A 23,622-nucleotide genomic window follows, 5' to 3' on the forward strand; every position below is an offset into this window, starting at 1 on the left:
ACCTACGGGAAGGTGTTCACCTGCACGCTCGACCCGTCCAAGGCCATCTACGTCCCGCGCGGCGTGGGCAACTCCTTCCAGGCCCTGGAGGACGGCACCGCCTACACCTACCTGGTGGACGCCCACTGGTCCCTCGAGCTCAAGAAGACCTACACCTTCGTGAACCTCGCCGACCCCGAGCTCGCCATCGAGTGGCCGATCCCGCTCGACGAGGCCACCGTCTCCGAGGCCGACCTCAACCACCCGATGCTCAGGGACGTCGTCCCAATGGCGCCCAAGAGGACGCTCGTCACCGGCTGCAACGGCCAGCTGGGCCATGCTGTGCGCAGGCTGGCGGAGGAGCGCGGCGTCGCCAAGGACTTCGACTTCTGCGACATCGACACCTTCGATATGTCAGACCCGGACGCCTACACACAGTACGACTGGTCGCTCTACGGCACCGTGATCAACTGCGGCGCCTACACCGCCGTGGATAGGGCGGAGACCGCCGAGGGCCGCGCGACCGCCTGGAAGGCCAACGCGACCGGCCCCGCCCTCCTCGCCCGCACATGCTCCGAGCACGGCATCACGCTCGTCCACGTGTCCAGCGACTACGTCTTCGACGGCACCGCCGAGGTGCATGACGAGGACGAGCCCCTCAGCCCGCTGTCCGTCTACGGCCAGACCAAGGCCGCCGGCGACATCGCCGTGGCCGGGTGCCCGCGCCACTACATCATGCGCTCCAGCTGGGTCATCGGCGAGGGCCGCAACTTCGTCAAGACGATGAAGGGCCTGTCCGACCGCGTCGCCGACCCCGAGGACGGGCTCGAGCAGGTCACGGTCGTTGACGACCAGCTGGGCCGCCTGACCTTCACGCGCGACATGGCCGAGGCCATCTTCCACGTGCTGGGGACGCACGCCCCCTACGGCACCTACGACTGCACCGGCTCCGGCACCGTCAAGTCCTGGGCCGATATCGCCCGCGCCGTCTTCGAGGCCGCCAACGGCAACGGGGACAGGGTCGTGCCGGTATCGACCGCCGACTACTACGCCAGCGCCGCCGGCCCCATCGCACCGCGCCCGGTCCACTCCGCGCTCGACCTGTCCAAGCTGGAGTCCGCAGGCTTCCACATGCCCGACTGGGAGGAAGAGCTGGGGGAGTACCTCAAGACGCTCTAGTCGCTCTTAATAAATATGCGAGAATCAAAGCCGCCGTTCTTTAACGGCGGCTTTTCTTGTGCCTGGCGTATAGCTCTGTGCCGGTAAGTGCGGCGGTGGTCACCAAGCGAGAACAGCCTGTCGAGCTCATGCTAGGAGTTCGCGACGGGGCGGTTGACGGCGACCTGCCCGTCCCGGGTGAGCATGCAGGCCCAGTGGAAGGACTTCCCGACATCGAGCTAGAGGACGGCCCTCCTCGCGGGCGCTGCGTTGTTGGCCATGGTATCCTCCAATCGTCGGTCGATCGGAAGCCGTTTCCCGCGACACCCACATTACCTGGCCGTGGCAATCTTCCCTGAGGTCCGGCAGTTTCCTATCAGTCGTCTGAAACGGCGACGCCTGCGTCGACAATACCCCCCGGACCTCTTCGGGGCAGGGAAAGACGGCCGTACGCGGGCGCCCGATCGGCGGCCCAGACGGGCTTGCTTGCATCGTATGCGACACCGGGAAATGCATCAACGGGGTATCGAATAGCTCGTTTCTGACTGTAATGGGGCTTCGTCGCCGGTCGAGCAAAGTAGCCGGACCTTATGCGCTCTGGAGCGTTATCCATCTCGTAACGTTTCCCCGCCATTCATGGGCGTCTGAGTTTCTGGCATCGCTGTGGACACCGCATCAGCTCAGATGTACTATCTATTGGTCTATTATGGCGAGGCTGTGGACGAGTTCATCGACTCGAAGTCGGTGGCGAGGATAGACGCGAAGACAGGAGGGATTCTCTGATGGATAGCGTGTTCAATGACCATGTGTTCCCTAAATACAAGGATCAACAGGTCATGAAGCCTCAGATGCATGGCTTCAATGACCCCACTTTGAGGAATTTCATGCTGTTGGACTCGTCTGCCCTGGTGAAAGACGAGCTTAAAGCCGACAGGTTCGACGATGAGTTCATTAGATCCTTCCTCAATGCCGCCAAGGAGCTTGCGGCCGCCGGGAGGAGAGCAACCGACAGGCCGGGCATGTATGTGATGCTGGAACATTCCTACGCGATTCCGGTGATGTTCCTCACAAGGCACTGTATTGAGCTTTCAATCAAGAGGGCGATAAAAAGATGTGGGGCTAAGCCTAAGAAAGACCACAGCCTTACAAACCTGTGGAACTCCTTGCTCTCGAGGTTTCCGGGGCAAAAGTGCCGTGAAGACAATACAACCATCAAGAACATGGGTGCTTTTGTAAAAGCCATTGCCGAAATCGATGACAACGGCATCAGTCTCCGCTATCCGCAGGACAAATCAGGCAGACTGACGCAGGACAGGCCGCTATTCGTGAATGACGAGGAAGTTGTCTCGTATTTGGAGAAGTTCGTAGAGCAGCTTCAGCTGATTGACTTCGATTATCTTGTCGAGAATGGTAAATAAGTGGTTGGAAGCTGGTCTTTATCGTTTGTAAAACCAGTGGTTGGAATCATGGTTGTATTAGCCGGTTAATCAGAACAGCTGTTGATTATTTTTTAACAGCTTAATTAAGATACCTGTAATTTATGCATAAAAGGTAGTGAATTGCTACCTTTACCATATGGATCTGTGATAAGTGCTTCGAGATGATGATGCCGATCTCGCTTCAATTTATGGGTGTATCGAAAAATAAGGGCGGAGTCGCTCTCGCGTTCCCGCCCCGCAAACCCGAATGATTCTGACTTTCCCGTTATCCGGAACGGCCGGGAAAGTTCGCGTCTCAGTCCGGAAAACCCAATGCTTAAAGCGACGATGCCAAGGGGCTACTCGGTCAGCTTCTTGCATCCGTACCAGGTCAAGGGGAGGGGCAGCCTGTAGAACGAGGTCGGCTCCATAGGGATCTCCTCGAGACTTCCGTTGCCTCGCCGAACCCACGAAGTTCCGTTTGCGTCGGTGAAAGCCGTTTCGGGTGCCGTGCGTACTCCCATTCCGTGCCCTTCCGTCGGGAGCCATGTGTACCATGCTCCAGGAGGAAGCGTGCCGACGCAGACGCGGTCGGGAAAAGCGGGACGGTTGTCCTCTCCTTTGAAAGAGGGGCCGGCTCCGCTAATCCCGACACAGGTGACGATTACGTCGTAGACGGGGGACTCGCTTTCGTTTCGAAGCACGACTAACTGCCAGACGAATCGATTGTCCTTGGGCTGATCGGTTCGGTTTCGACCCCCTTCGTACCATGCCGATATGCGGGATGGCTGATACCGCTTGATGTCGTCCTCCCTGTTCCTTTTGTTCTGGCTGCTTTGCCGCAATGCGGCAATCAAGGTCCCCAAGGTAAAGAATCCGATGAATGCTTGGACAATCAGATTGGCGATGTCTATATCGATGCCAAAAATCATTGGATGGTCACCGGCTCAGCGTCGTGGGGCGATAATTCTAACTCCGAATAATACGGCTTGATCGATGGTCGACGTTACGTAAACGTCAAAATGGGTTTGTCTTAACAGCCTTATTTTCTTAAGACAAACTTGCCGCAACGCCAATTCAAAGAGTTTGCCGTGACGCAGACAGATGCAGTTGGTTGCTGAAAAGCGTGGTTATTTGGGCAGGATTCGCTTCAAAACGCCCGTCGATTATTACGATCTAATGCAGCCTGTAGGGTGGATGTACTTCGATAAGCAGTAGTCGACATGCTCTGGTTTTGAACGAAAAGTCCCAGAGACAATCGATAACGATTCTTCTTTGATGATGCGAGCGGCGCTACCATTAGCAGCGCCGCTTGTTTTCCGCTCGCAGATAGATCCCGCCATGTTGACCACCGAATGCATCTTGACCGACGTGCTCGTACTCCTATTCGGGCACAGAAATTGGAGGCGCGGCCCCCAGCGTCTACTCAGCGAAATTCGTTAAGAAAGCTGACATCGAACACTGTGAACTCCGTCATCGAATCGAATCTCATTGACTGGGATGCGTTCATTAATGATGACTTTGATGCCTATTTCAAAGCTCGCGTCATGGCTTTGCTGGACGCTATTGAGTTCGCACTGGGCAAGTCCATCTCCGATAGGGGCACCGAGGAAACAGTAAAGAGATTTGGCCGCTCATTGGAATAAGATGCTTCTTAGCTCCGTTATTGGTTATAGAAAGAAGGCTTAATGTCTGATTTTGAAATTTTGCAGCAGTTGTGCGAAACAGCAGACGAACTTTCAAAGAAATACATCAGCTCTAGTTCGCCTGACTTTAAAGCATGGAAGACAAGGCTTAATAGTGACAAGTAACTATTTTGTCGCAGAGAACGGTGTGACCCGAAGGTCACGCCGTTTTTCTGTGTTCATAGGTTGTTTGCGTGATGATAGGCTCGGAAATAACGGGAATATCTACATCGTCCACGAAGTTGAAGAAAATCTTCACTTTCTGCTTGCGCTTGCCGCTGGATTTGTCCGGGGCATAGACGATGATTTTCTTGATATACTCGTTCACGATGGTCTGTGTCAGCTCCTCCACATCCACATATTTCTGTGTCAGGGCGATAAAGGCATCCAGACCGTCGTTCATTTCTTCCCGCTGTTCCACCCATTCTTCGATAACTTCAATTTCGAGCTTTAACCGTTCCTGCTCCGCTTCATAGTCCGCAGACATCTTTCTGTATCTGTCCTGATTGAGATTTCCAAGAACATAGTCCTCGTACAGCCGGGCGATGATGACATCCAGATCGGCAAGGCGTTTCTTTGCCTGTTCCAGCTTCTTTTTGTCATCCCGGATGCTGCGCTCCTGGTCAGTCCTGCGGCATTGCAGCCATTCCTCCTGAAAACCGTCCACATCGCTTCGGATATACTCATTGACTGCCCGGATGCGTTCCAGAACGATTTCACGAAGCACATCTTCCCGGATATAGTGGGCAGTACAAGTACCACGGTTGCTCTTGTAGTTGTTGCAGACGTAGTGATCCTGCTTGCCCTCAAAGCTTTTGCTTGTGGCAAAGTGGAGCTTGCCGCCGCAATCGGCACAAAACAGAAGCCCGGAGAACAATCCCTGCCGTTCCGCTTTTGCGGGGCGGCGTTTGTTTTTCCTCAGTTCCTGCACCCTGTCAAACTGTGCCTGAGATACAATCGCTTCCTGTGTGTCCGGCAGATAAAACATATTCTCCGGCTCATTGGGAATCCGCTTTTTCAGCTTGTAGGACTTGGAATAAGTCTTGAAGTTGCAGGTACAGCCTGTGTACTCCTGCCGTTCCAAAATCCCTGCAATGGACTGGTTGCCCCAGTGGTACGGTCTTTCCGGCATCGGCTTTTTCTTTCGCTTGGCATAGAGTGCCTTTGCGGTCATAATCTGCTTTTCTTCCAGAATCCTTGCAATCTGCTCCGGGCCTTTGCCGTCAATGCAAAGGTCGAAGATGAGCTTGACTACCGGAGCCGCTTCTTCATCCAGAATCCAGTGATCCTTGTCCTCCGGGTCACAGCGGTATCCGTAGGGCGGTTTGCCCATGTGCTTCCCACTGGTTCCTCTCTGCCGCAAACTGACACGGACTTTCTTGCTGGTATCACGGGGATACCACTCGTTGAACAGATTACGAATTGCGGCGAAGCCCTCGCTGTCTCCCCGGTTGCTGTCTACGCCATCATTTATAGCGATAAAGCGGACATCATAACTCGGAAAGATAATATCCGTATATTGTCCAACAGTCAGATAGTCACGACCAAAGCGGCTGAGGTCTTTGACCAGCCAGCAGCCCACAAGCCCCTGCTTGACAAGCTCAAAGCCTTCCTGCACACCGGGACGATTGAAGTTCGTCCCCGTATAACCGTCATCCACCAGAATTTTCAGGTTTGTATACCCGTGGTCACGGGCATATCGGGTTAAATACTCTCTCTGATTTGCGATACTGTTACTCTCGCCTTCCTGGGCATCCTCGTTGCTCAGACGGCAATAGAGAATGGTAATTTTCTGCTGATCCAACATAATATCCTCCTTCGGTGGTTGGTCAGCCGACAGTACCGTTGTGCATATTGGAATTATATCATGCTTTTGTGTCGCAGTCATTAACAAATCACCCCCTTGTCAGAAAAAATGAGCCGTTTTACCTTGTCGGTAAGTGGCTCATTTCCATCACACTCCGTTTCAATCACATACCATGTGTTTCCGATCTTGCACTCAATGGTTTTGCAGAAAGAGGACTGTGCCGCTTCCCAACGCTTGCGGCATTCTTCCAGAAAATCAATAGGCGGCTCAAAAATCGGATCGAAGCAGGAGCAAATATCAATATAGCCGATGGCATCGTTGATTTCTTCCATCGGGGCATCTTCCATAATCATCTTGTTAATTTCATCTACGGTTTTCTTCATAGGCAAATAGTTCCTTTCTTAAATTTCCATGTCCTGTCCACGATTGCGGGCAGGGTGTTTGTGTTCATACAGTTCCTTTCCCCTGGCGAGGATGGCATTGATAAAAGCCCAGACCTTTTCAGATGCAATCTCAATCGCATCCAGGAAAGGCTGGGCTTTTTGTTTCAGCTCCTCATAGTCTTTGTTCAGTTTTTCAAAACGGTCTTTCCATATCTTTGCGTTTTTATCTGCCTGCTCGAATTTCTGCTTGTATTTCAGCTTCTCAGACTTTTCCGCAAAGCTGCTGACCGCATAATCCTTTAGCGTGCGGCACTCATCCGCCGTCATGGTAACATTTCCCGTAATGGGATTTTTCTTGCCCATCGACTCAATCTCATGTGCAGTCATAGCAACAGACTTAGCAGCCTGAGTTTCCTTTTTCAGAGCTTCCAGTTTCTTTTTCTGCTTCTCCGTGGCAGCTTTGGCATCCGCTAAGCTCTGCTCGGCCTGTGCCACCTGTCCGGTCACAGCTTCCAAACGCTGCTGTTCGGCCTGTACCTTGAACTGTGTCACCGTCAGATGTTCTTCGGTGCTGCCACATTCTCCACGCTCTACATCGGTATAACCAGCGTTTCGCATGAAATTGAAAAAGTCATCCTGCAGCACACTGTAGGACGACTTCAAAATCTTTTTCCCTTTTGCGTTCAACATAGGATTTCCGTTTTCATCAAGAACGGGTTTGGATTCCCACTTCTTACTGCGGCTGACCTGTGTGATCGTTTCCTTTACCGTTCCCCGGAGGGATTCATCCTTGCATCGCTTCGACCACAGGATTTGTTTCTCCACCACCGGGATATAAACCACATGAAGGTGATAGTGGTACACATCCTCACCCAGAGCTTCCGACATTGCCCGGTTGCGCTCGTCGGCATGCATTACAGCGGAGAGGATATACTGCTCACTGCCCACGATCTCCACGGCGGCTTTATAGGCATCGGCATAAAACTGTTTTGCAAACTCATAGCCGCCGTGGTTGTAGAAATAAGTGGAGTTCACATCGAAAACCAACTCGCCATATTTGACGGCATCCGGTTTCAGCCCTCTGGTGGAGATGATCTTGTCCTGCTCCATCTGCTCAAACATTTTTACATAATCGTCAGTGGGAGACTTGAAGTGAACATTCAGCGCAGTACGTTCCGGCACGATGTCCACATTGGAATAACGGTCTTTTTCACGCTCATTGTGTTCCTGTACTTTTGTCACATCATCCGGAGTTTCCAAGTCCTGATTTCTGGCTACGGTACGGTCTATTCCATCATTTCTTGCCATTGGATTTTTCCTTTCTTTGAGATTTGCAACAGCGGAAGGCTGGAGAACGGCACTTTTTCAAAGTGTAATAACCCACTATGACACTTTCATCCATACTGGCTGCAAAGTGCCGTGGGCTCTCCGAGGGCTCTCCCGAGGGGGAATGCGGTCACTGCGGTGACCTCTGCTGACCAAGGCGAAAATGTCTGCGCCTTTTCCCATGGTCAGCCCGTCTGCATGAAGCTGTTCTGTGTCAACTTCCTCTTGCAGCCGGTGTCCACAGACACTTTTTCAAAAGCCTGTGGACATAGAAACAGCCCGAACGAGAGGATGTGTGCTGTTTCTATAACAAGCGTTTCACGCTCTTTTGCTGCGTACATACGTACCAGCAATGGGATTTACTCGACCTGCCGCCATTCCTCCGGAATGTCCTCCGGTACGTACGTACACGGCGAATCTCCGTAAAACCCATTTATATGAGGTCGTGCAATGGCTTCCACTCCCATGAATCCCCAAACCCGCCGTCCGGCAGAGTTGGTGATGTTGTTGCAATGCTCCAGATTGAATTTTCTGGCATTGGCAATCATGGCGTCGCTGAAGCTGCGGGCTTTCAGCGGTGCAAGGGAGTTTTCCTCGCACCACATCCGGTAGATTTCATAGAAATCCTTGGAGCTGATGGACGCATCCGCTTTGCGCCGGATATATCCCTCTGATTCCATGAAATCAAAGATATTGTTGTTGTCACGCTTGACCGCTTCCCGATTTTCACGGATGCGGTCACTCTCCGTAAACTTAAAGTTGTTGGCAACAAGCCGCTGCAAGCCTTCAAATGCCCACAGGAAGATACCCTCGGCTTCAGCTTTCATCTTCTCTGCAAGATCAGGATCGTCAGCTCTGTCCACCTGCTTTTCCTTGGTGGTCAGCACAAGCTGTCTGCGATAAAATCCGTCGCTGCGGTCATACAAGGCTTGCAGATCACCGTTGCTGAATGCCAGCAATCGGGCGAACATCCAGCCCTGATAACTCTGCTTGCCTTTACGTTCCAAATCCATCTTGCCTTGTGCTGTCACGATGGATTTTACATAGTTGGTCTGGCGCAGAGCTTCCATCCGCATATCATCATCCACGCACAGGAGAATGTGTTCCAAATCGGCACGGGCGAAGCGGTTTTCAGAAATCTTGCCGATGCTGCCGTCTTTCATATTCGTGCCGAAGATGGTAGACAGTACCGCACCGATTTGAGATTTACCCTCGCCGCCGTTGCCTTTAATCACCATCATGCGCTGCCCCTTGTTGGAGGGAATCAGGCAATAGCCGATAAACTCCTGCAAAGTTGGAATGTCCTCGGCGTAAAGCAACCCATCCAGAAAGTTCAGCCAGATCACCGGCGCAGTAGCATCGGGATTGTAAGCAACCGGCAAACGGCTCCGCACGATAGCCGGTCTGCCCTCGGTAAATGTGCCGTTCAATAGCAGCGTACCGTTGGACAAATGAATCCGATCCTGCTCCGGTGGAAAGTCCGGCACTTGCGCTTCCAGTTTCAGCACTTCCAGAATGTTGGTGATCTTCCGGGGGATATTGTTTACGGCACAGAATTTCAGCTTGTCGTAAATCTCCCCACGCAGAGGAAGATCGTCCGTCACTCGACCATCGGGCGTGAAAAAAGCTCCGTTTGCGAAGATGATCCTGCGCTCTTGCAGAAATTCTTCACAAAACAGAGCTTCGTTGATGTTCTGCCCGTCAAACCACATGGGCAAGTTCATATCAGGCGTTTTCCGGTTCTTCGCCATGGTGCGCCACCTTCTTTTTCTTTTGTGCGGTATACTCTTGCAGAAAAGCAATTTTGCCGTCCTGCATCAGCTTGTCCACCAATGCCACCCGTTCTTCCAGATCACCCACCGTCAGCACATCTGCCATATATTCGATATGGCAGTGCATCTGGCAGGCTTCCACAAAACGGTCATCCAGAGCATCTTCCGGTGTCTTGGGAGCATAGCGCACTTTCCAATCTTCCAACAGATGCAAATAATCCGTCAGCACCCGGAAGCACAGCATTTCATCCTCCCGGAACTGACGGATATAGGGACGCTTCGGCTTGACCATAGCTGCGGCAGTGGGCGGTTTCGGGTCAAGCCCGAAGTCCAAAGCCAGCTTTTGCGCTGCTTCATAACTGCTCAGATTGAACAGCCTTGCCACAAGGTCGATCACATCCCCTTTGGCTCCGCAGCCGAAGCAGAAAAAATAGTCCTCATTCAGCTTCAAGCTCGGATGCCTGTCGTTGTGGAACGGGCAGCAAGCCATGCCGTTGTGGCTCACTTTCAGCCCGTAGTGTTCGGCGGCTTGCTTGACGCTGATTGCCGCCTTGATGGTTTCATAGATTGTCATAGAAAACCCTCCGTTCATAATATTCTGGAAAGCACGAAGCACCCGCCGTGATTGGCAGGTGCTTCGCTCCTTCTATTATGGTTATGACGGATTTTTCAAAAAACAGGCTAATGACAGGACAATCCTGTTTCAAAAAACAGGACAACTTATCTGAGGACGTAGATTTCTTCACATTTACATGATATAATTAGAAAAATGAAAAAACAGGACAGGAGGGCAAGCATGAATCAAGAATTGATGACATTGGATTTCTGGCAGGATACGGTCATATATGAGAGCAAAACATTTCCTGTCGGTACGCTTGCCTGTGATGCACTGAATGTTCCTGTGAATACCATTGCAAAAATAAACGAGCAATGCGAGAAAATCAATCTGCTGCTTGGAATATTAAACGCCGGACAGGATGCTTCTGCACTCTGTCCTATTGCAAAGGAAGCTGCTCTGACGATGCTCGATATTCTCAGTCAAACACCGCCGTTCTCCTATATGAATATCTCAAAGCACAGAGAACGGATTGAAAAAGTCTTTACTGTGGACAATGCGCTGAAATATGTGGAGTTTGCCATAAAAGCCGCAACCAATTCTTTGCAATTTGAAGAAATCCAGAACTTTACCGATGCGATGATGCTCCAACGCTATACCGCAGTTTTCGGGCATCTGGCATACTCCCTTGGGGAATACCAAACGGCCATGCTTGATTTTGCAGAAAAAACAGACGGCAACGAAGCAGACCGCACCGCAGAGGGTTTTGCAAAAATGTTCGGCAGCTATTTCCCGCCGGAGTTTTCCATCACGGAAGGCAATGCCTGGATGTCTACCCTGAACAATTCCGTTCAGTATGTATCCGTCATCCGTCCCGGCGAAAAAGTTGCGAAGCTGGTCAAGCGGATGCACTATGTATCCTTTGTAGGGATGTTCCGGTCTGATCTCTTTGAGGGCCTGTGTGTTGGTCATGCACCAAAGAAATGCAAAATCTGCGGCAAGTGGTTTCTGACCACCAACGCACGGCACACCAAATACTGTGGCGGCTATGCACCGGGGGACAAGCTGCACCGCACCTGTCGGCAGATCGGCAACCTGAAAGGCAGAGAACAACGGGAGCTTGCGGACGATCATCCGGTGAAACAGATTTATGAGAAACGACTGAACACCATAAACCGCTATGTGAAGCGTGGTACTCTGGACGCTGATCTTGCAGAGGTTATGAAAAAGCTGGCAAAAGATAAGATGCTCCGGGCATTGAGCAATGTAGCCTATGCCAAGGGAGCTTATGAAAAAGAAATGGACCAGGCGGCTTTGAAAAAGGAAGCAAAATTACGGACGAAATGAGGAATATGTAATGGCACAGAAATATGATTTAACTGATATTGGGAATGCGCTTAGCCGGGTTATGGACAATCCTATGACCAAAATAATCCGTTCTGGCTCTATTGGTGTGTTGGGCGTAGTAAACCCAGTTGCGGGAATTGTAGGCGGAATAGGAAATGATCTTCTATCTGAATACAATACCTTCAAACTCGGCCATCTACTGAACGGTCTTGCATCTGGCTTTAATCTCGAAAGAAGATTGAACGAGCTTTACAACTATGTAAACTCCAGCCCGGAAAAGGCTATTATCGTAGCCAATCTGTTCAAACAAACCGTAAATGCAGAATGCCCAAAGGTTTGCGTTATTTATGGTCTAATTCTTGCAAACCATTTAGAAACACTTACAGAATTCACGCACGAAGAATTGATTGTCTGTAAAGCTTTGGAAAACGCTACGGATTATGATCTGAAGAATTTCAAAGAAATAATGGAGAACTATCTTAAGCCAACATCAAATGGAAGAAGAATTGTATTTCCAAAAGACTTTGCAGATATTGCTGCTTTCACCACCACATGCGATTGGTGTGTATATAATAGAATCTTTGTTTCTCGCACAGCAGAGTGGGGTGAAATGGAAGAAGGCATTTTGGATATGAGCACGTACTATTACGAGGCAAATCCTGCATCTGTTCTTCTGGATAATATAAATGCTGCAAGACAAACTTGGAATTATGGTTAATTATTCCCGCGGATTACTTAGAAGGGAGGTGCGCTATGCTAAATGATTTTTCGTGGAACATGACCGGATACATACCGAAGCACCAAGTTAATCCACACGGTGACGGCATCATCCCCTATGTGGCAGAGCGCATCTTCCAACTGGAACCGGAACCGCCAGCGGTGGACAGTCTGAATGAATATATCCTGTCTGCTTTGCGGGAAAAGAATTTGCTATATTTTTCGTTCTTTCTGCACCACTACGAAACGCAGCTCAACAAGCGCATCAAAGGCTTTCTCAGTGTGGACGGCGGCAATCTGTACGACACAGACCGATTTATCGATATAAAGATCTCCTGCCGGGAGCAAATGCTCCAAAAGCTGATGGACTATGATCCTGCCAAGGGTGCGGAGTATGCTACATACATCTATCCGTTCATCTGGGATTCTATGCTCCGTTTCCGCATGGGCGAAGAAAAATGGTCGGTATCCTCTCTGACCAATTACAAAATGGTGCGATCAATGGCGTGGCTGTACCATAACACCAAAGATGCGGTCAACCAGTTTTCCAAGAAGTATAACTGCGACCTTGCTCTTGCGGAAGAATATCTGAAAGTTGTCCGTGGAATCCGCAACCAGCAGCCGTTCTATATAACGGACGAGGACGGCGAGGAAACAGGCGAGGATATAGCCCTTGACGATAGCTGGAACTATACCGACATCCTCTGGAACGGCATACAAGCAGAAAAGGTACAGCGGGCATTTGAGAAGCTGAATTACCGGGAACAGACCTTGCTCGAAAAACGGTTAGCAATCTGTATGACCTGCGGGCGAGTTGGCTCATGGAAGAACCGCCCCACTTTTGAAGAATTGGCGATTATGTTTGAGGGCAGCACAGCCAGCGGTGCAGAGCGAGCCTACCGGAAAGCGGTGGACAAACTGACAGAACTGCTGGTTGCCGAAGGTGCGCTCCATGCTGTCCGGCTGAAACAGAAAACCAAAACCAAGCGCAAAAAGAAAATCGCCGCCGCAATCTACGAATATCAAGCAGACTGCGACGGCGAATGGGGCGAAATTTCAGTTGATTTTGAGAACGGCACAGCAGAGATTATCCGACTTGCTGATTGGGATACAATTAAAACGAACTGGTTTGCCAAGGAGGCGATCCGGTATATTTTATCATTGTTGCCTGATGCTCTTACAAAATATATGCTCGTCCCCCTTGAGCCGCCACTTATATCTTGAATCCTTACAACCACTGTAAGTGGTATTTGCTGTGTTCCCATGCTATCATTTTATTACAAATGATAGGAGGTATTCACATGAAACCCATTTTGAATATTGAAAATTTAACAAAAATCTATGGCAATGTGCCAAGTCAAACAAAGGCACTGAATGGGATCACCTTCCAGGTGATGCCGGGAGAGTTTCTCGGCATTATGGGAAGCAGCGGTTCCGGTAAATCCACACTGCTCAATTGTATTGCGACTGTGATTCAACCCACAGGTGGAAGCATTCAGGTGGAAGGCGATACTCTGCAATCCCTCAAGGGAAAGGCTCTTGCAGAGTACCGTGGCAAAAAAGTTGGTTATCTATTCCAGAACTTTGAATTGCTGGACAACCTGACTGGCAGGGAAAACATCCTGCTCCCGACTTCCTTGCATGGGGTATCCGAAGCAGAAAGCAGCCAGCGGCTGAAGCAGTTGGCTGACTATCTGGAAATCACTGATGTTCTGGATAAGTTTCCGTCCAAGATGTCCGGCGGCCAGCGTCAGCGTGTTGCGGCAGCAAGGGCTCTGATCTTACATCCCCAAATGATCCTTGCCGATGAACCGACGGGTGCGCTGGATTCTAAGAACGCAAGAAGTCTTATGGAGAAGCTGTCCGGCCTGAATCGTGACGAACAAGCTACGATCCTGATGGTAACCCATGATTCCAATGCCGCCAGCTTTTGCAAGCGCATTCTGTTCATCCAGGACGGCGTGATCTTTCATGAGCTTCGGCGTGGAGACGAAAGCCAGCAGGAGTTCTACGGGCGCATCCTGAAGGTGATGGCGCAACTGGGAGGGGGCAGCGCAAATGTTCTCTAATCTCATTCTTCGGAACAGCCACCGCAGCCGAAAGGAAAACGGTCTGTTTTTCAGCTCCCTGGTGATTTCTATTGTTGCCTTTTACATGATTCTTTCCATCTCCACTCAAGATGTGATGCTCTTTTTGCAGAAAATGGAGAGTGACGCAGTTGACAAACTCCTGCTTCTGATTCCTGCGTTTTATGGGATGACCCTCGGTATTCTGTTCTTTTTGATCTATTTTGCCTGCAAGTATCAGTTCGAGCGCAGACGGCATGAGTTTGGTGTTTATCTAATGTTGGGGATGCGTAGAAGTAAACTGTTTGGTATGCTTCTGGCGGAAGATTTCCTGACCAGTATTCTTGCCATGCTCATAGGCTTACCTGTGGCTGTGGTGCTTTCAGAAATTGTCAGTCTTGTCACCGCCAAGCTGGTAGGCATGGGGATCATCGGTCATCAGTTTTCTTTATCCTGGTCTGCAATTGAATGGACGCTGGCAGGATTTCTGGCAATTAAGCTGACGGCACTTCTGATTTTGAGTGGACGAATCAGCCGCCAGGAGATCGGTACTTTGCTATCCCAGCCAACGAACCGCCCCAAAAAGCAAATGCCATCTGTTATCTATGGACTGGCTGCTATATGCGGAAGTGTGATGTTGGCAGTGGCTTACTACATGGCGATTCAGGGAATTGCATGGACAAAGGTAAGTATGATGGGACTGACTTTGCTGTTGGGCATAGTTGGTACGATGCTGCTTTTCTATGGGATGCGTGCGCTGATTGCTTTGATTGTTAAGAAAGGAAAAGGAAATAAGCAGCTTCATGTATTTACCTTCCGGCAGATTCAGGAGAATGTTATTCATCAGTCAACCTCCATGGCCATCAGCTCCCTGCTGATTCTGGCGGCGCTGTGTTGTTTTGGTGCGGGCGTAGGAATTGCAGGAACGAATAGCCTGTCTTCTGGCCATGTAATCGACTATACTTTTGAAGATCATACTGCAGAAGATTCATCGCAGGTTCTTCCGAATATAAAGGCAGCCCTGAAAGAAAACGGTTTGGAAAATCAATTTTCAGAGCTTTTTGAAATGAGGGTTGGGCGTATTCGCACCACAGAAGATTATGATAATGCCTACAGCATGGACGCTGTTATGGACTCTCTTCGGAGCCTGCCCCAGTCGGAAGACCGGGATGTCCTTCTGAACAATCTTGGTTATGCCACATACCCATATTTGATTTGTTTATCGGACTATAATCGTTTGTTGGAATTGTCCGGCAAACCGGCTCTCCAATTAGGCGAAAAGGAGGCCGCTGTCTATATTGATACAGAGTTTACTACGGTAAGTCGTACCGCAATGCTGAACCAAGTATTGGCCGGACAGCCCAAGGTGGAACTGGATGGTAGTCCGATTCATCTTACAGGAGAGGTTCAGTCTGTGAATTTGGTCACGGACCGTTCTATAACCTTGTCCTTTGCATTGATTCTTCCGGATGAAGCATTCCTATATTATAGCCAGGGAATGTATGATACCTATGTCAATGCGGTGCTCAGTGAGCAGGCTCTGGATGGAAATAGCCTTATGACTGCATATTTGGATTTGAACGAGAAGCTGGACGAAACTGGCATTGAATATGAAAGCTATCTTCAGAATATAGGTCGTCAGCTTTTCTACACCATAGCATCCAGTTATATTACCCTCTATCTTGCGATTGTTTTCCTGGTAGTTGCCAACACCATCGTGGGTGTTCAGTTCCTGATGAGTCAGCAGAAAACCGGGCGCAGATACCAGACCCTGATCCGCCTGGGAGCTACTTACGAAACCCTTTGCCAGTCTGCTGGAAAGCAAATTACCTGGTTTATGGGACTTCCTGTATTGGTTGCGGCTGTCAGCAGTCTGTTTGGAGTCAGGGCGTTATTTACAGGGATACTCTCGTCCCGAACCCGTGGGACAGTGTCTGAAATGCTGCTTGTATCTGCTGCTATGATTTTACTACTTTGCGTGATAGAATATATTTATATGAGAGTGGTCAAGCGCTCCAGTGATCGGTATTTGCTGACACTGATGCAGCCGCAGAGAGAAGAATAATTTGGAAGGAGGTGCTGTCATGAAAAGAATTGCTGTTGTGGAAGATGAAGTCTATATGCGGGAAGAACTCTGCGATATGCTCCAAAAGGACGGCTATCTTGTGGAGGCAATTACCGAGTTTGAAGATGCCGCTCGGCTCTTGGCAGCCCTCCGCCCTGACCTTGTGATCTTAGACCTGAACTTGCCGGAGATCAGTGGCTTTCAAATCTGCCAGGAGCTAAAGAATAAAACTGCTATCCCCGTCCTGGTGCTGACTTCCAGAGATCAGGTAAAGGATGAACTGCAAGCGTTCCAGTTGGGTGCCGATGAATATTTGACGAAGCCGTGCAGAAAAGATCGACTTCTTGCCAGGGTATCCAATATTCTCAAAAGGTATGAAGGCCGTACCAATCTCATAGAGGGACCAGATTTCCTGTTAGACCAGCAGACCTACACGCTTTATATTCATAATACCTCTGTGGTGCTTCCAAAAAATCAGGGAAAACTGTTGGTCGCTCTTTTGTCCGGCGGCGATGCTCTGGTCACGACGGAGCAGCTTTGCATGGCACTATGGGGAACCACGGAATACATAGATGAAAATGCCTTGCAGGTTAACCTAACCCGGCTGAAAAAAACGATGTCCGCCCTTGAAATGAAGCAGCGAATCGTTGCAGTTCGAGGAATGGGCTACCGTTTGGAAGCGGAGGTGTCTCTATGAAGCAGCTTTGGCACATGATAGAACGGTACTACCCCTGGCTTCTGTTGCTGCTGGGCGTGGATTGCTTTTGCGCTGTCATTCTTTGGATTTCTGACATTCAGGTATTTCAAACCTTGATCGGGTTAGTAGTTCTGACGAGCATCCTTTTGTTTTCAGCGATTCTGTTTGTACTAAACAAGAGGGAGAACACCCACATGGAACTGTTCCGAGATTTCCTCAGTGATCCTACCATCTGCAATGAAGAACGGCTGCTCAGTGCCATTAGTCAGAAAGAAGGAGAATCTGTCCGATTTTTGGCTTCGGTTTTACGGGAATACAAAAACGAGAGTAACAATATGGCGGATGCCCTACGGGACTATGAAGAATACGTGGAGGGCTGGGCACATGAAGCGAAAACGCCCCTATCGTTGCTGACCATGCTCTTGGATAACCGGAACGATGAAATCTCTCCTTCCCTGCAAGCAAAGCTGGATTATGTCCGCAGTCAGCTTCAGGAGGATGTCACGCAGATGCTGTACTATGCCCGGTTGAAGAGCAGTACAAAGGATTACCGATTTGAGGATGTCAATTTGAATGACTGCTTGGGTGAAGTTCTGGAGGACTATGCCCCACTTCTTGAAGAGAAGCATTTTGTCATTCTCAACAAACTGCAATCTGAAACAGTCTATACAGACCGTAGAGGACTTCAGTTTATGTTGGGACAAATCGTTAGCAATGCCATCAAATATAGCAGCGATAGTCCCATGCTTACAATTTCCGTGATACATTCGGAGACTGCAGATATCCTTTCTGTTGAAGATAACGGCATTGGCGTAAAAAAATATAATCTGCCGTACATTTTTCAAAAGGGCTTTACCGGGGATTCTACTGACAGCAGAAAGAAGGCTACCGGTATGGGACTTTACCTGGTTAAGAAGATGGCCGACGATCTAAATCTTCATCTGGAAGCAGCTTCCCAGTGGGGAAAGAGCTTCAAGATTGTCATCTTCTTTCCTAAATTGAGATCCAACGGAGGGAAATAATATAAACAGAAAAACGCCCGCAGGATTTTCTCCTGCGGGCAGCGTGTTGTCAGCTATCCCAAGGCTTGTATTCTGTTACAGTTTTCAAATAGGTTTCGGGATCGCCGTTCAAGATAAGGTCTGCATACTCCAAAGGAGCGTTGTAGATCAAATAATCCAGCTCTGACCGCTGATACATATTGTCAGCAATCTCGTTCTCAACGACGATAGTGTCAATCGCAATCATACTGCCGTCGCTGAATTTCACTTCCACACAGCAATTATCCATATTGTAGGCACAAGATATTAAGGTTTTCATGGTATGTCCTCCATAATTCGTAATATAAAGCGAAAATCCCGTCTGACTTCCTGTTAGAAATCAGACGGGATTTGTCCGTATGCACCCCGGAAACCGTCAGCTAACAGTTGATAAGTAAATTAGTTCCTTATCACTGTTAAGCCAAGGGCGGACAGGCTTTTAATTAGGCGATTTGGAAAAGACAGCTACGAATTTAAAAGCTTTAACAAAATCAGCTACTCGTTGTCTTTCTTCACCTCCGGTACGCCCGACTCGGCTTTCGTTGAAGCCTGTGCGGACGGCCTGCGCAGTGCAAAAGCTGTGCTGGAGACATACCTTGATGAGTTTTCAGACGAAGGGGAAACCGGATCGACTGCAAATGTTGGAGATTATTCGAAGGTATTTATCGTTCATGGTCACAACGGAGAGCTTAGAGAAAGGGTCGCGAGAATCATCGAAAGGCAGGGCCTGACGGCGGTTGTCCTAAACGAGCAGTCAAATCAGGGCAAGACAATCATCGAAAAGCTGGAAATTGAAGGCGATGCAGCAGGAGCGGTATGCCTTTTTACGGCGGACGACGAAGGAAGAGCCCAGGCAGAACAGTCGGAAAAGCCCAGGGCTAGACAAAATGTTGTATTTGAAGCCGGATACTTTATTGGTCGGCTTGGCAGGGAAAACGTTGCAATTCTTGTTGACAAAGGTATCGAGATTCCCTCCGATCTACAGGGCGTCGTTTATACCGGAACAGACAGTTGGGAGTTCGGCCTCTTGAAAGAACTCAAGTCCATGGGATATTCCATCGACTTTAATAAGATGGATATCTAATCCGTTGATCCCTCCTTTCACCGACTGGCAAAACGATTTACACCTAATTGTGGACATTGCCCACACGATTTCTCTTTGCTCCCGCATTGATCTCGCTAAACTATTAATTGCTGCTACCAGGGCATTTTCTGGTGCACATTCTATTGGCTCCTGCGAAGATCGGAGCAGGTATGTTTGCTGCCAAGTCCCACACCAGCCGTCATTACATTCCGATTGTTGCCATGGCCTGCCTATGCGTTTTGCTGGGCGGGCCTTCTTATGCCGCTGGCGCGGAGAGCCTCATCATCGCGGGCGCGACGTACTACGAGCCGGGCGTGTCGGGCCCCGGCTGGGTCTGGACCGATGCCGACCACCTGGAGCTTAATGGCTACGCGGGCGAGGCCATCGGCGCCGAGGGCGACCTGGTGCTGACGCTTGCCGGGCAGAACTCCGTGACGGAGTCGCATGCGCCCGATGCGGACATCACGCTGTGCGGCATGGAGGTGTGGGGCAACCTGACGCTTCGCGGCACCGGGACCCTGACGGCGACGGGCTCGCAGTGCGGGATCCACGTGTCGCAGGCGCTCGTGGTTGACGGCTGCACCGTCGATGCGCGGGCAGACGGGGCCGATATTACAAACGAGGCGGTCGCCGGCGTGATTGCCGGCGACATGGCCGTGCGCGGCGGCGGGCGCGTCGTTGCCGCGGGCGCCGGGTCCGGAGCGGGCGTGCGCGCCTACGGCGTGTATCTGCAGGACTTAGGCCTTGGCAATGGCGCGGCCAGCTGTCGGCTTTCCGTCGATGCCTCGTGGCTTGATGCGGCCGGTGCCGACGGCGGCGTTGCGTGCACGGGCGGGTCACTTGTGTCTGCGCGCTTTGTGGCGCCTGCTGGCGGAACCTTTGGTGCTAGTGGCGTGGTGGATGCCTCCGGTGCGGTAGCACCGCATGTGGTGATTGAGCCCGATGTCGCCACGCCTCCGGCGGGGGAGACCGATGGAGACAACGTGCCTGGCGATAGCTCGAGCAAGTCTCCTGCCGATGCTAACCCCGCTGCCGGAGAGCTCACCACAGGGCCCACGGCAAATCCGGCGCTGAAACCCGCGGCCACAACAACCAAGACATCAACGACAGTAACCAAGACCACGGTCGCCAAGACCACTAAGCCCAAGACCGCTACCACGACAACCGCCACGCTCCCCAAGACCGGCGACAGCAACTGGATCACCGCTTCCGTGACGCTTTTCCTGCTTGGTACAGTGCTTCTAGCTGCCGCATGTCGCTGCTGAAGCACCCATTTCGATAAGCAATGTAGAGGACCATATTCGTAACGACGCATTAGTAGAATAGTTTATAACGACAATTGCTCAGGATTTATCTAACATGAACCACGAATCGGATCATACAGTTGACGCTGCCAAGAAAGAATTAAACGCCGACCTTCTTGAGCTGTTCGAGCGTTGCAGCTATCTGTACAACGAGGCATTTTATGCCAACACGGAACTAGCAATCCTTCGCGAACTGTCTAAAGCATCTTCTGGCTATGAGAATGAAGTAATTTGCGCTGGCTGCTTCTTCAGCTTTACACAACTTGCATTAACCGAATCCTGTTTCATGAATTGCGCGCGGTTATTTGATGCCAAAAGCGACATCAGTATTGGGAACTTGATAGAAGAAGTCTCGTCTCATTCTGCTGAAATCGACGCACTTGCAATCTCTATATTCAGTGATCGACCAAACTTTGACAGGCTTAATCCAATCGTTCACCCATTGGCAGAGGACGAGGAGCGTTTTTACCCCAAAGAAGTTGAGTCTCAACGCTCATATGAAAAACTGTTCGGAGATCATTACGAAATGGTTACCGTGTGTATAACCACTCATGACCTTTCCAATTTGTGGAAAAAACGACTCAACGGTCTCAGTAAACTAACTGACATGCTTCGCGATCAGCGAAATAAAGTATTCGCCCATAGCGACATAGAAGCACTGAATTATGATGAGCTTGTTAGGCGACTTCCTTTAACTTTCAGCGAAATTCAAAAACTAATCGACTTCGCACTCGATCTAACAATCGAATTATTCGCCAAAATTACTGGTATTGAAAAAGATCGATTGCCCAAGAACTACAACGATATACAAGGCCTCCTAAAATATGCGGAGGTTGGCATGGAGGCTGTTGAGCAGCATTTGGGTAATCTATAGGATTCAAGCGCCTGCAAGTAGTTAAGCATGCGAGCGCTTGAATCTGAATACGATCCTTGACATAAAGTCCGACCATCGCACAATGACGGTTTTCCATGCCAAAAAGACACTGAAGTGTGAGGTGGTTCAAATCTCAGTAATACAAATAATCAGCAGTTCAGGTCTTATGGGAATAATTCAATTCGCATCACGTTGCATCTAAGCGGCTGTTTATACTTGGATATAAACACTAAGGAGGCAGCAATGCTTTGGAGCTATGTTCAGCTAGATGACGGCACTCAGTTTGCCTACTCAGAAACACGAGACGACGGAACCGTTCGCGTAGCCGTCGAACGAACTGTTGACTTTGGCTTTGACCATGCGGAATGCTTCTTGCCAGCGGTCAAATGGTTCAACGTCGAAGGATTTACTGCTGATGACCTCAATTTCTTGACAGAATTTGTTAGATCAAACGCTCCGTTTATCTTTGAGCTTGCAGAACGGCAAAAGGCCGGACCGGCGGTGGCATAATGCCTCGAATTCTTGTTTTTGGACAGTATGTTCTGTTCTTTTGGATCGCGGAAAACGGAGAACCCGTTCACATCCATGTAGGGGTAAAGAGGGCGGCTGCTAACTCGACTAAGTTTTGGCTCACTAAAAATGGCGGATGCACACTTGCGAACAACGAGAGCAAGATTCCGGCTAAGGATCTCAGGGATCTTTCAAAACTAATCACCATGAACCATCGGTACATTTGTGACAAGTGGCGCGAAACCTTTGGTGATGATTCCCTGACATTCTATTGCTAAACCGCAATTGAACCATGATTACGCTTGTCAACTCATGATTGCCGATGTCGACGGGCGGGTCCTTCCCGTTACGCCGCTGGTGCTCCAGTCGTACTTTCCGATAGCCCGGAACCCAAAGACAACCAGCACTACGTCTGGATCCAGGACCTTGTTTCCGGAAACCGCACGCGAGCAGAACTCGCCGAAGAGTTGCGCCGCGGTTGCATTGTGGGCGCGGGCGACCCGTCACCCGTATAGAATCAAACCATCCGCACGCCAGTTATGAGATGGATTGGACACCACATGGAAATCCCCGGCACCCTGTGCAGCAATGTATACGACTTTGCGTTTTGCCCCGAGCCCTGCTACGACCGCTTGGTCGATCTCGCCGACCCCGAGGACTGGGGTCCCAGCAACCGCATCCTCAAAAACTACCTGTCGTTTTCGTTTAGCCGCGCGGTGTTCTTGACCGAGCGTGACGTGGACCAGACCGCCCCGTCCAACTTGCCGCTGGTGTTCGATGACGACCGCTGCCTATTCAACACCGGCCTGTACACGCGCCGCTACGAGACCATCTACGGCCTGTTTGAGCCCAACACCAAGCCCGACGCGCGCCAGCGCTGGTTTTTGAAGGGCTTCTTTAAGGAGAGCGACCCCATGCTGGTCTCATTTGAGTACCTGCCGTGCCGCGTGCGTTTTGCCGAGGACCCCTCCGAGCTGGTCTTTGACTATCGACTACCCATCCGCTCCAACATCGACCACATTCTGGGCGATGAGGAGAACCTGACGCGTATTCCCGCCAGCCTGATGGGGGAGGGAAACTCACTGCTGCTGCGCCGTGCCTTTGAGGGCGCCGTCGTCGAAGCCGCCCGTCGCGCCGCCGCCAACTACACGCTCGCCGTGCCGCAGTTCTACGGCGGCCGGATCCAACTGCTGCTGCCGCTGTGCCTAACCGGCGACAAGCCCGAGCTGGCGCTGACCATCCAGCGCGAGGACGGCTTCTATGCCGCGCGCACCTGTCTCACGCTTGACATGGCCTACAACAACGCGCGACTTATCTGCCGCCCCGAGACTTCCTGGATTAAACGATAAAGGGTGATTAAGCTGCGCTTTTGCCGATTGCTTTGGTTGTTTTGGCCTGGCTAGCACCCACGAATTTAAAATCGATGGCAAAAAGTTCTTGGTAAACCGCGCGCGGCTATGTTAGTATCTCTTTTGCCGAAAGGCGACGGGCGATTGGCTCAGGGGTAGAGCATATCCTTCACACGGATGGGGTCACAAGTTCGAATCTTGTATCGCCCACCATCTAAAGCACAGGTCAGAGGTGTTAAGCCTCTGGCCTTTTTCTTTTTGACACCAAGGGTGATTCCAAAACGAATCGTAGTCGTATAAGGCGTCATTTTTTTCGCACCCTTTTTGCTGACGCCATTGCATGTTTTGTATAAAACTCATGCGTATTTTCATTGAATTCCCCATGTGATCCGCTCGCAAATGTGGAGACTGTTAGCGTCGGATTATTTTAGCCAAATATAGTCGGCCGAGATTGACCAATCCCGGCCGACCCATTTTAGCCAACA

At 50.4% G+C, this 23,622-nt stretch carries 23 protein-coding genes and 1 tRNA gene; 18 read left to right on the top strand and 6 right to left on the bottom strand.

The genetic code is table 11. The features are described from left to right. From AB5164_RS05870 to AB5164_RS05885, 4 genes are all read left to right on the top strand, one after another. Positions 1-1,158 (top strand): sugar nucleotide-binding protein (locus AB5164_RS05870; protein ID WP_368147890.1); only part of this gene is annotated, 1,158 nt, incomplete at its 5' end. 761 nt (positions 1,159-1,919) lie between these two features. Next, a complete protein-coding gene (locus tag AB5164_RS05875) occupies positions 1,920-2,555 on the top strand; it encodes a HEPN domain-containing protein (RefSeq protein ID WP_055287434.1) in 636 nt (211 codons plus the stop codon). A gap of 1,463 nt (positions 2,556-4,018) precedes the next feature. Then, entirely contained in the window at positions 4,019-4,201 is a 183-nt protein-coding gene (locus AB5164_RS05880; protein WP_117636983.1) for a hypothetical protein, read from the top strand. A 42-nt stretch (positions 4,202-4,243) separates the two neighbouring features. Beyond that, complete coding sequence (locus AB5164_RS05885) at positions 4,244-4,366, top strand: hypothetical protein (RefSeq protein WP_368142933.1); 123 nt, start codon at positions 4,244-4,246, stop codon at positions 4,364-4,366. Between the two features lie 34 nt (positions 4,367-4,400). Here AB5164_RS05885 and AB5164_RS05890 read toward each other — a convergent pair whose 3' ends face one another. From AB5164_RS05890 to AB5164_RS05910, 5 genes are all read right to left on the bottom strand, one after another. After that, a complete protein-coding gene (locus AB5164_RS05890) occupies positions 4,401-6,047 on the bottom strand; it encodes a recombinase family protein (protein WP_199572093.1) in 1,647 nt (548 codons plus the stop codon). A gap of 80 nt (positions 6,048-6,127) precedes the next feature. Next, a complete protein-coding gene (locus AB5164_RS05895) occupies positions 6,128-6,430 on the bottom strand; it encodes a hypothetical protein (RefSeq protein ID WP_033121834.1) in 303 nt (100 codons plus the stop codon). Between the two features lie 18 nt (positions 6,431-6,448). Then, on the bottom strand, positions 6,449-7,738 hold the full coding sequence (locus AB5164_RS05900; protein WP_368142934.1) for a plasmid recombination protein: 1,290 nt from the start codon (positions 7,736-7,738) through the stop codon (positions 6,449-6,451). A 377-nt stretch (positions 7,739-8,115) separates the two neighbouring features. Continuing rightward, positions 8,116-9,507, bottom strand: a complete 1,392-nt coding sequence (locus tag AB5164_RS05905; protein ID WP_021683578.1) for a DNA primase family protein — start codon at positions 9,505-9,507, stop codon at positions 8,116-8,118. Beyond that, positions 9,482-10,102 (bottom strand): CHC2 zinc finger domain-containing protein, encoded by a 621-nt coding sequence (locus AB5164_RS05910; RefSeq protein WP_040648333.1) that lies wholly within the window; start codon positions 10,100-10,102, stop codon positions 9,482-9,484. Before AB5164_RS05910 ends, AB5164_RS05905 begins: the two co-directional genes overlap by 26 nt. A gap of 222 nt (positions 10,103-10,324) precedes the next feature. Between AB5164_RS05910 and AB5164_RS05915 the strand changes: the two genes are divergently transcribed. The 7 genes from AB5164_RS05915 (at position 10,325) to AB5164_RS05945 (ending at position 17,998) form a co-directional block, all read left to right on the top strand. After that, a complete protein-coding gene (locus tag AB5164_RS05915; RefSeq protein ID WP_368142936.1) occupies positions 10,325-11,431 on the top strand; it encodes a DUF6076 domain-containing protein in 1,107 nt (368 codons plus the stop codon). Positions 11,432-11,441: 10 nt separating this feature from the next. After that, positions 11,442-12,149, top strand: coding sequence for a hypothetical protein (locus AB5164_RS05920; RefSeq protein WP_055228676.1), 708 nt, complete (start codon positions 11,442-11,444; stop codon positions 12,147-12,149). A 35-nt stretch (positions 12,150-12,184) separates the two neighbouring features. After that, a complete protein-coding gene (locus tag AB5164_RS05925; RefSeq protein WP_138112666.1) occupies positions 12,185-13,372 on the top strand; it encodes a sigma-70 family RNA polymerase sigma factor in 1,188 nt (395 codons plus the stop codon). A 77-nt stretch (positions 13,373-13,449) separates the two neighbouring features. Beyond that, positions 13,450-14,217, top strand: a complete 768-nt coding sequence (locus tag AB5164_RS05930; RefSeq protein ID WP_033121505.1) for an ABC transporter ATP-binding protein — start codon at positions 13,450-13,452, stop codon at positions 14,215-14,217. Continuing rightward, positions 14,207-16,279, top strand: a complete 2,073-nt coding sequence (locus AB5164_RS05935) for an ABC transporter permease (protein WP_055228677.1) — start codon at positions 14,207-14,209, stop codon at positions 16,277-16,279. Before AB5164_RS05930 ends, AB5164_RS05935 begins: the two co-directional genes overlap by 11 nt. Positions 16,280-16,298: 19 nt before the next feature. Further along, on the top strand, positions 16,299-16,976 hold the full coding sequence (locus AB5164_RS05940) for a response regulator transcription factor (protein ID WP_055228678.1): 678 nt from the start codon (positions 16,299-16,301) through the stop codon (positions 16,974-16,976). Beyond that, positions 16,973-17,998, top strand: a complete 1,026-nt coding sequence (locus AB5164_RS05945; RefSeq protein ID WP_055228679.1) for a sensor histidine kinase — start codon at positions 16,973-16,975, stop codon at positions 17,996-17,998. The genes AB5164_RS05940 and AB5164_RS05945 overlap by 4 nt, the downstream gene beginning before the upstream one ends. 49 nt (positions 17,999-18,047) lie before the next feature. Here the strand turns inward: AB5164_RS05945 and AB5164_RS05950 are convergent, their stop codons facing one another. Beyond that, positions 18,048-18,296: a DUF6061 family protein gene (locus tag AB5164_RS05950; RefSeq protein ID WP_033121501.1), complete on the bottom strand. Its 249-nt coding sequence runs from the start codon at positions 18,294-18,296 to the stop codon at positions 18,048-18,050. Between the two features lie 222 nt (positions 18,297-18,518). Here AB5164_RS05950 and AB5164_RS05955 point away from each other — a divergent pair, with 222 nt between their 5' ends. The 7 genes from AB5164_RS05955 (at position 18,519) to AB5164_RS05985 (ending at position 23,350) form a co-directional block, all read left to right on the top strand. Continuing rightward, positions 18,519-19,100 (top strand): TIR domain-containing protein, encoded by a 582-nt coding sequence (locus tag AB5164_RS05955; protein ID WP_368142938.1) that lies wholly within the window; start codon positions 18,519-18,521, stop codon positions 19,098-19,100. Between the two features lie 170 nt (positions 19,101-19,270). Then, positions 19,271-20,365 carry a hypothetical protein gene (locus tag AB5164_RS05960; protein ID WP_368142940.1) on the top strand — a complete coding sequence of 365 codons (1,095 nt, stop codon included), beginning with the start codon at positions 19,271-19,273 and terminating at the stop codon, positions 20,363-20,365. Positions 20,366-20,459: 94 nt separating this feature from the next. Continuing rightward, positions 20,460-21,278: an AbiU2 domain-containing protein gene (locus tag AB5164_RS05965; RefSeq protein ID WP_161116204.1), complete on the top strand. Its 819-nt coding sequence runs from the start codon at positions 20,460-20,462 to the stop codon at positions 21,276-21,278. Positions 21,279-21,521: 243 nt separating this feature from the next. Beyond that, complete coding sequence (locus AB5164_RS05970) at positions 21,522-21,788, top strand: hypothetical protein (protein WP_368142941.1); 267 nt, start codon at positions 21,522-21,524, stop codon at positions 21,786-21,788. Then, complete coding sequence (locus tag AB5164_RS05975; protein ID WP_082421950.1) at positions 21,788-22,066, top strand: DUF4160 domain-containing protein; 279 nt, start codon at positions 21,788-21,790, stop codon at positions 22,064-22,066. Before AB5164_RS05970 ends, AB5164_RS05975 begins: the two co-directional genes overlap by 1 nt. Before the next feature lie 282 nt (positions 22,067-22,348). Beyond that, complete coding sequence (locus tag AB5164_RS05980) at positions 22,349-23,137, top strand: DUF3825 domain-containing protein (protein ID WP_368142942.1); 789 nt, start codon at positions 22,349-22,351, stop codon at positions 23,135-23,137. A gap of 138 nt (positions 23,138-23,275) precedes the next feature. Further along, positions 23,276-23,350: transfer RNA gene (locus AB5164_RS05985), tRNA-Val, on the top strand. Positions 23,351-23,622 lie beyond the last annotated feature (272 nt).

This window comes from Collinsella aerofaciens, from assembly GCF_040915425.1.
Lineage (GTDB): Bacteria > Actinomycetota > Coriobacteriia > Coriobacteriales > Coriobacteriaceae > Collinsella > Collinsella aerofaciens_BW.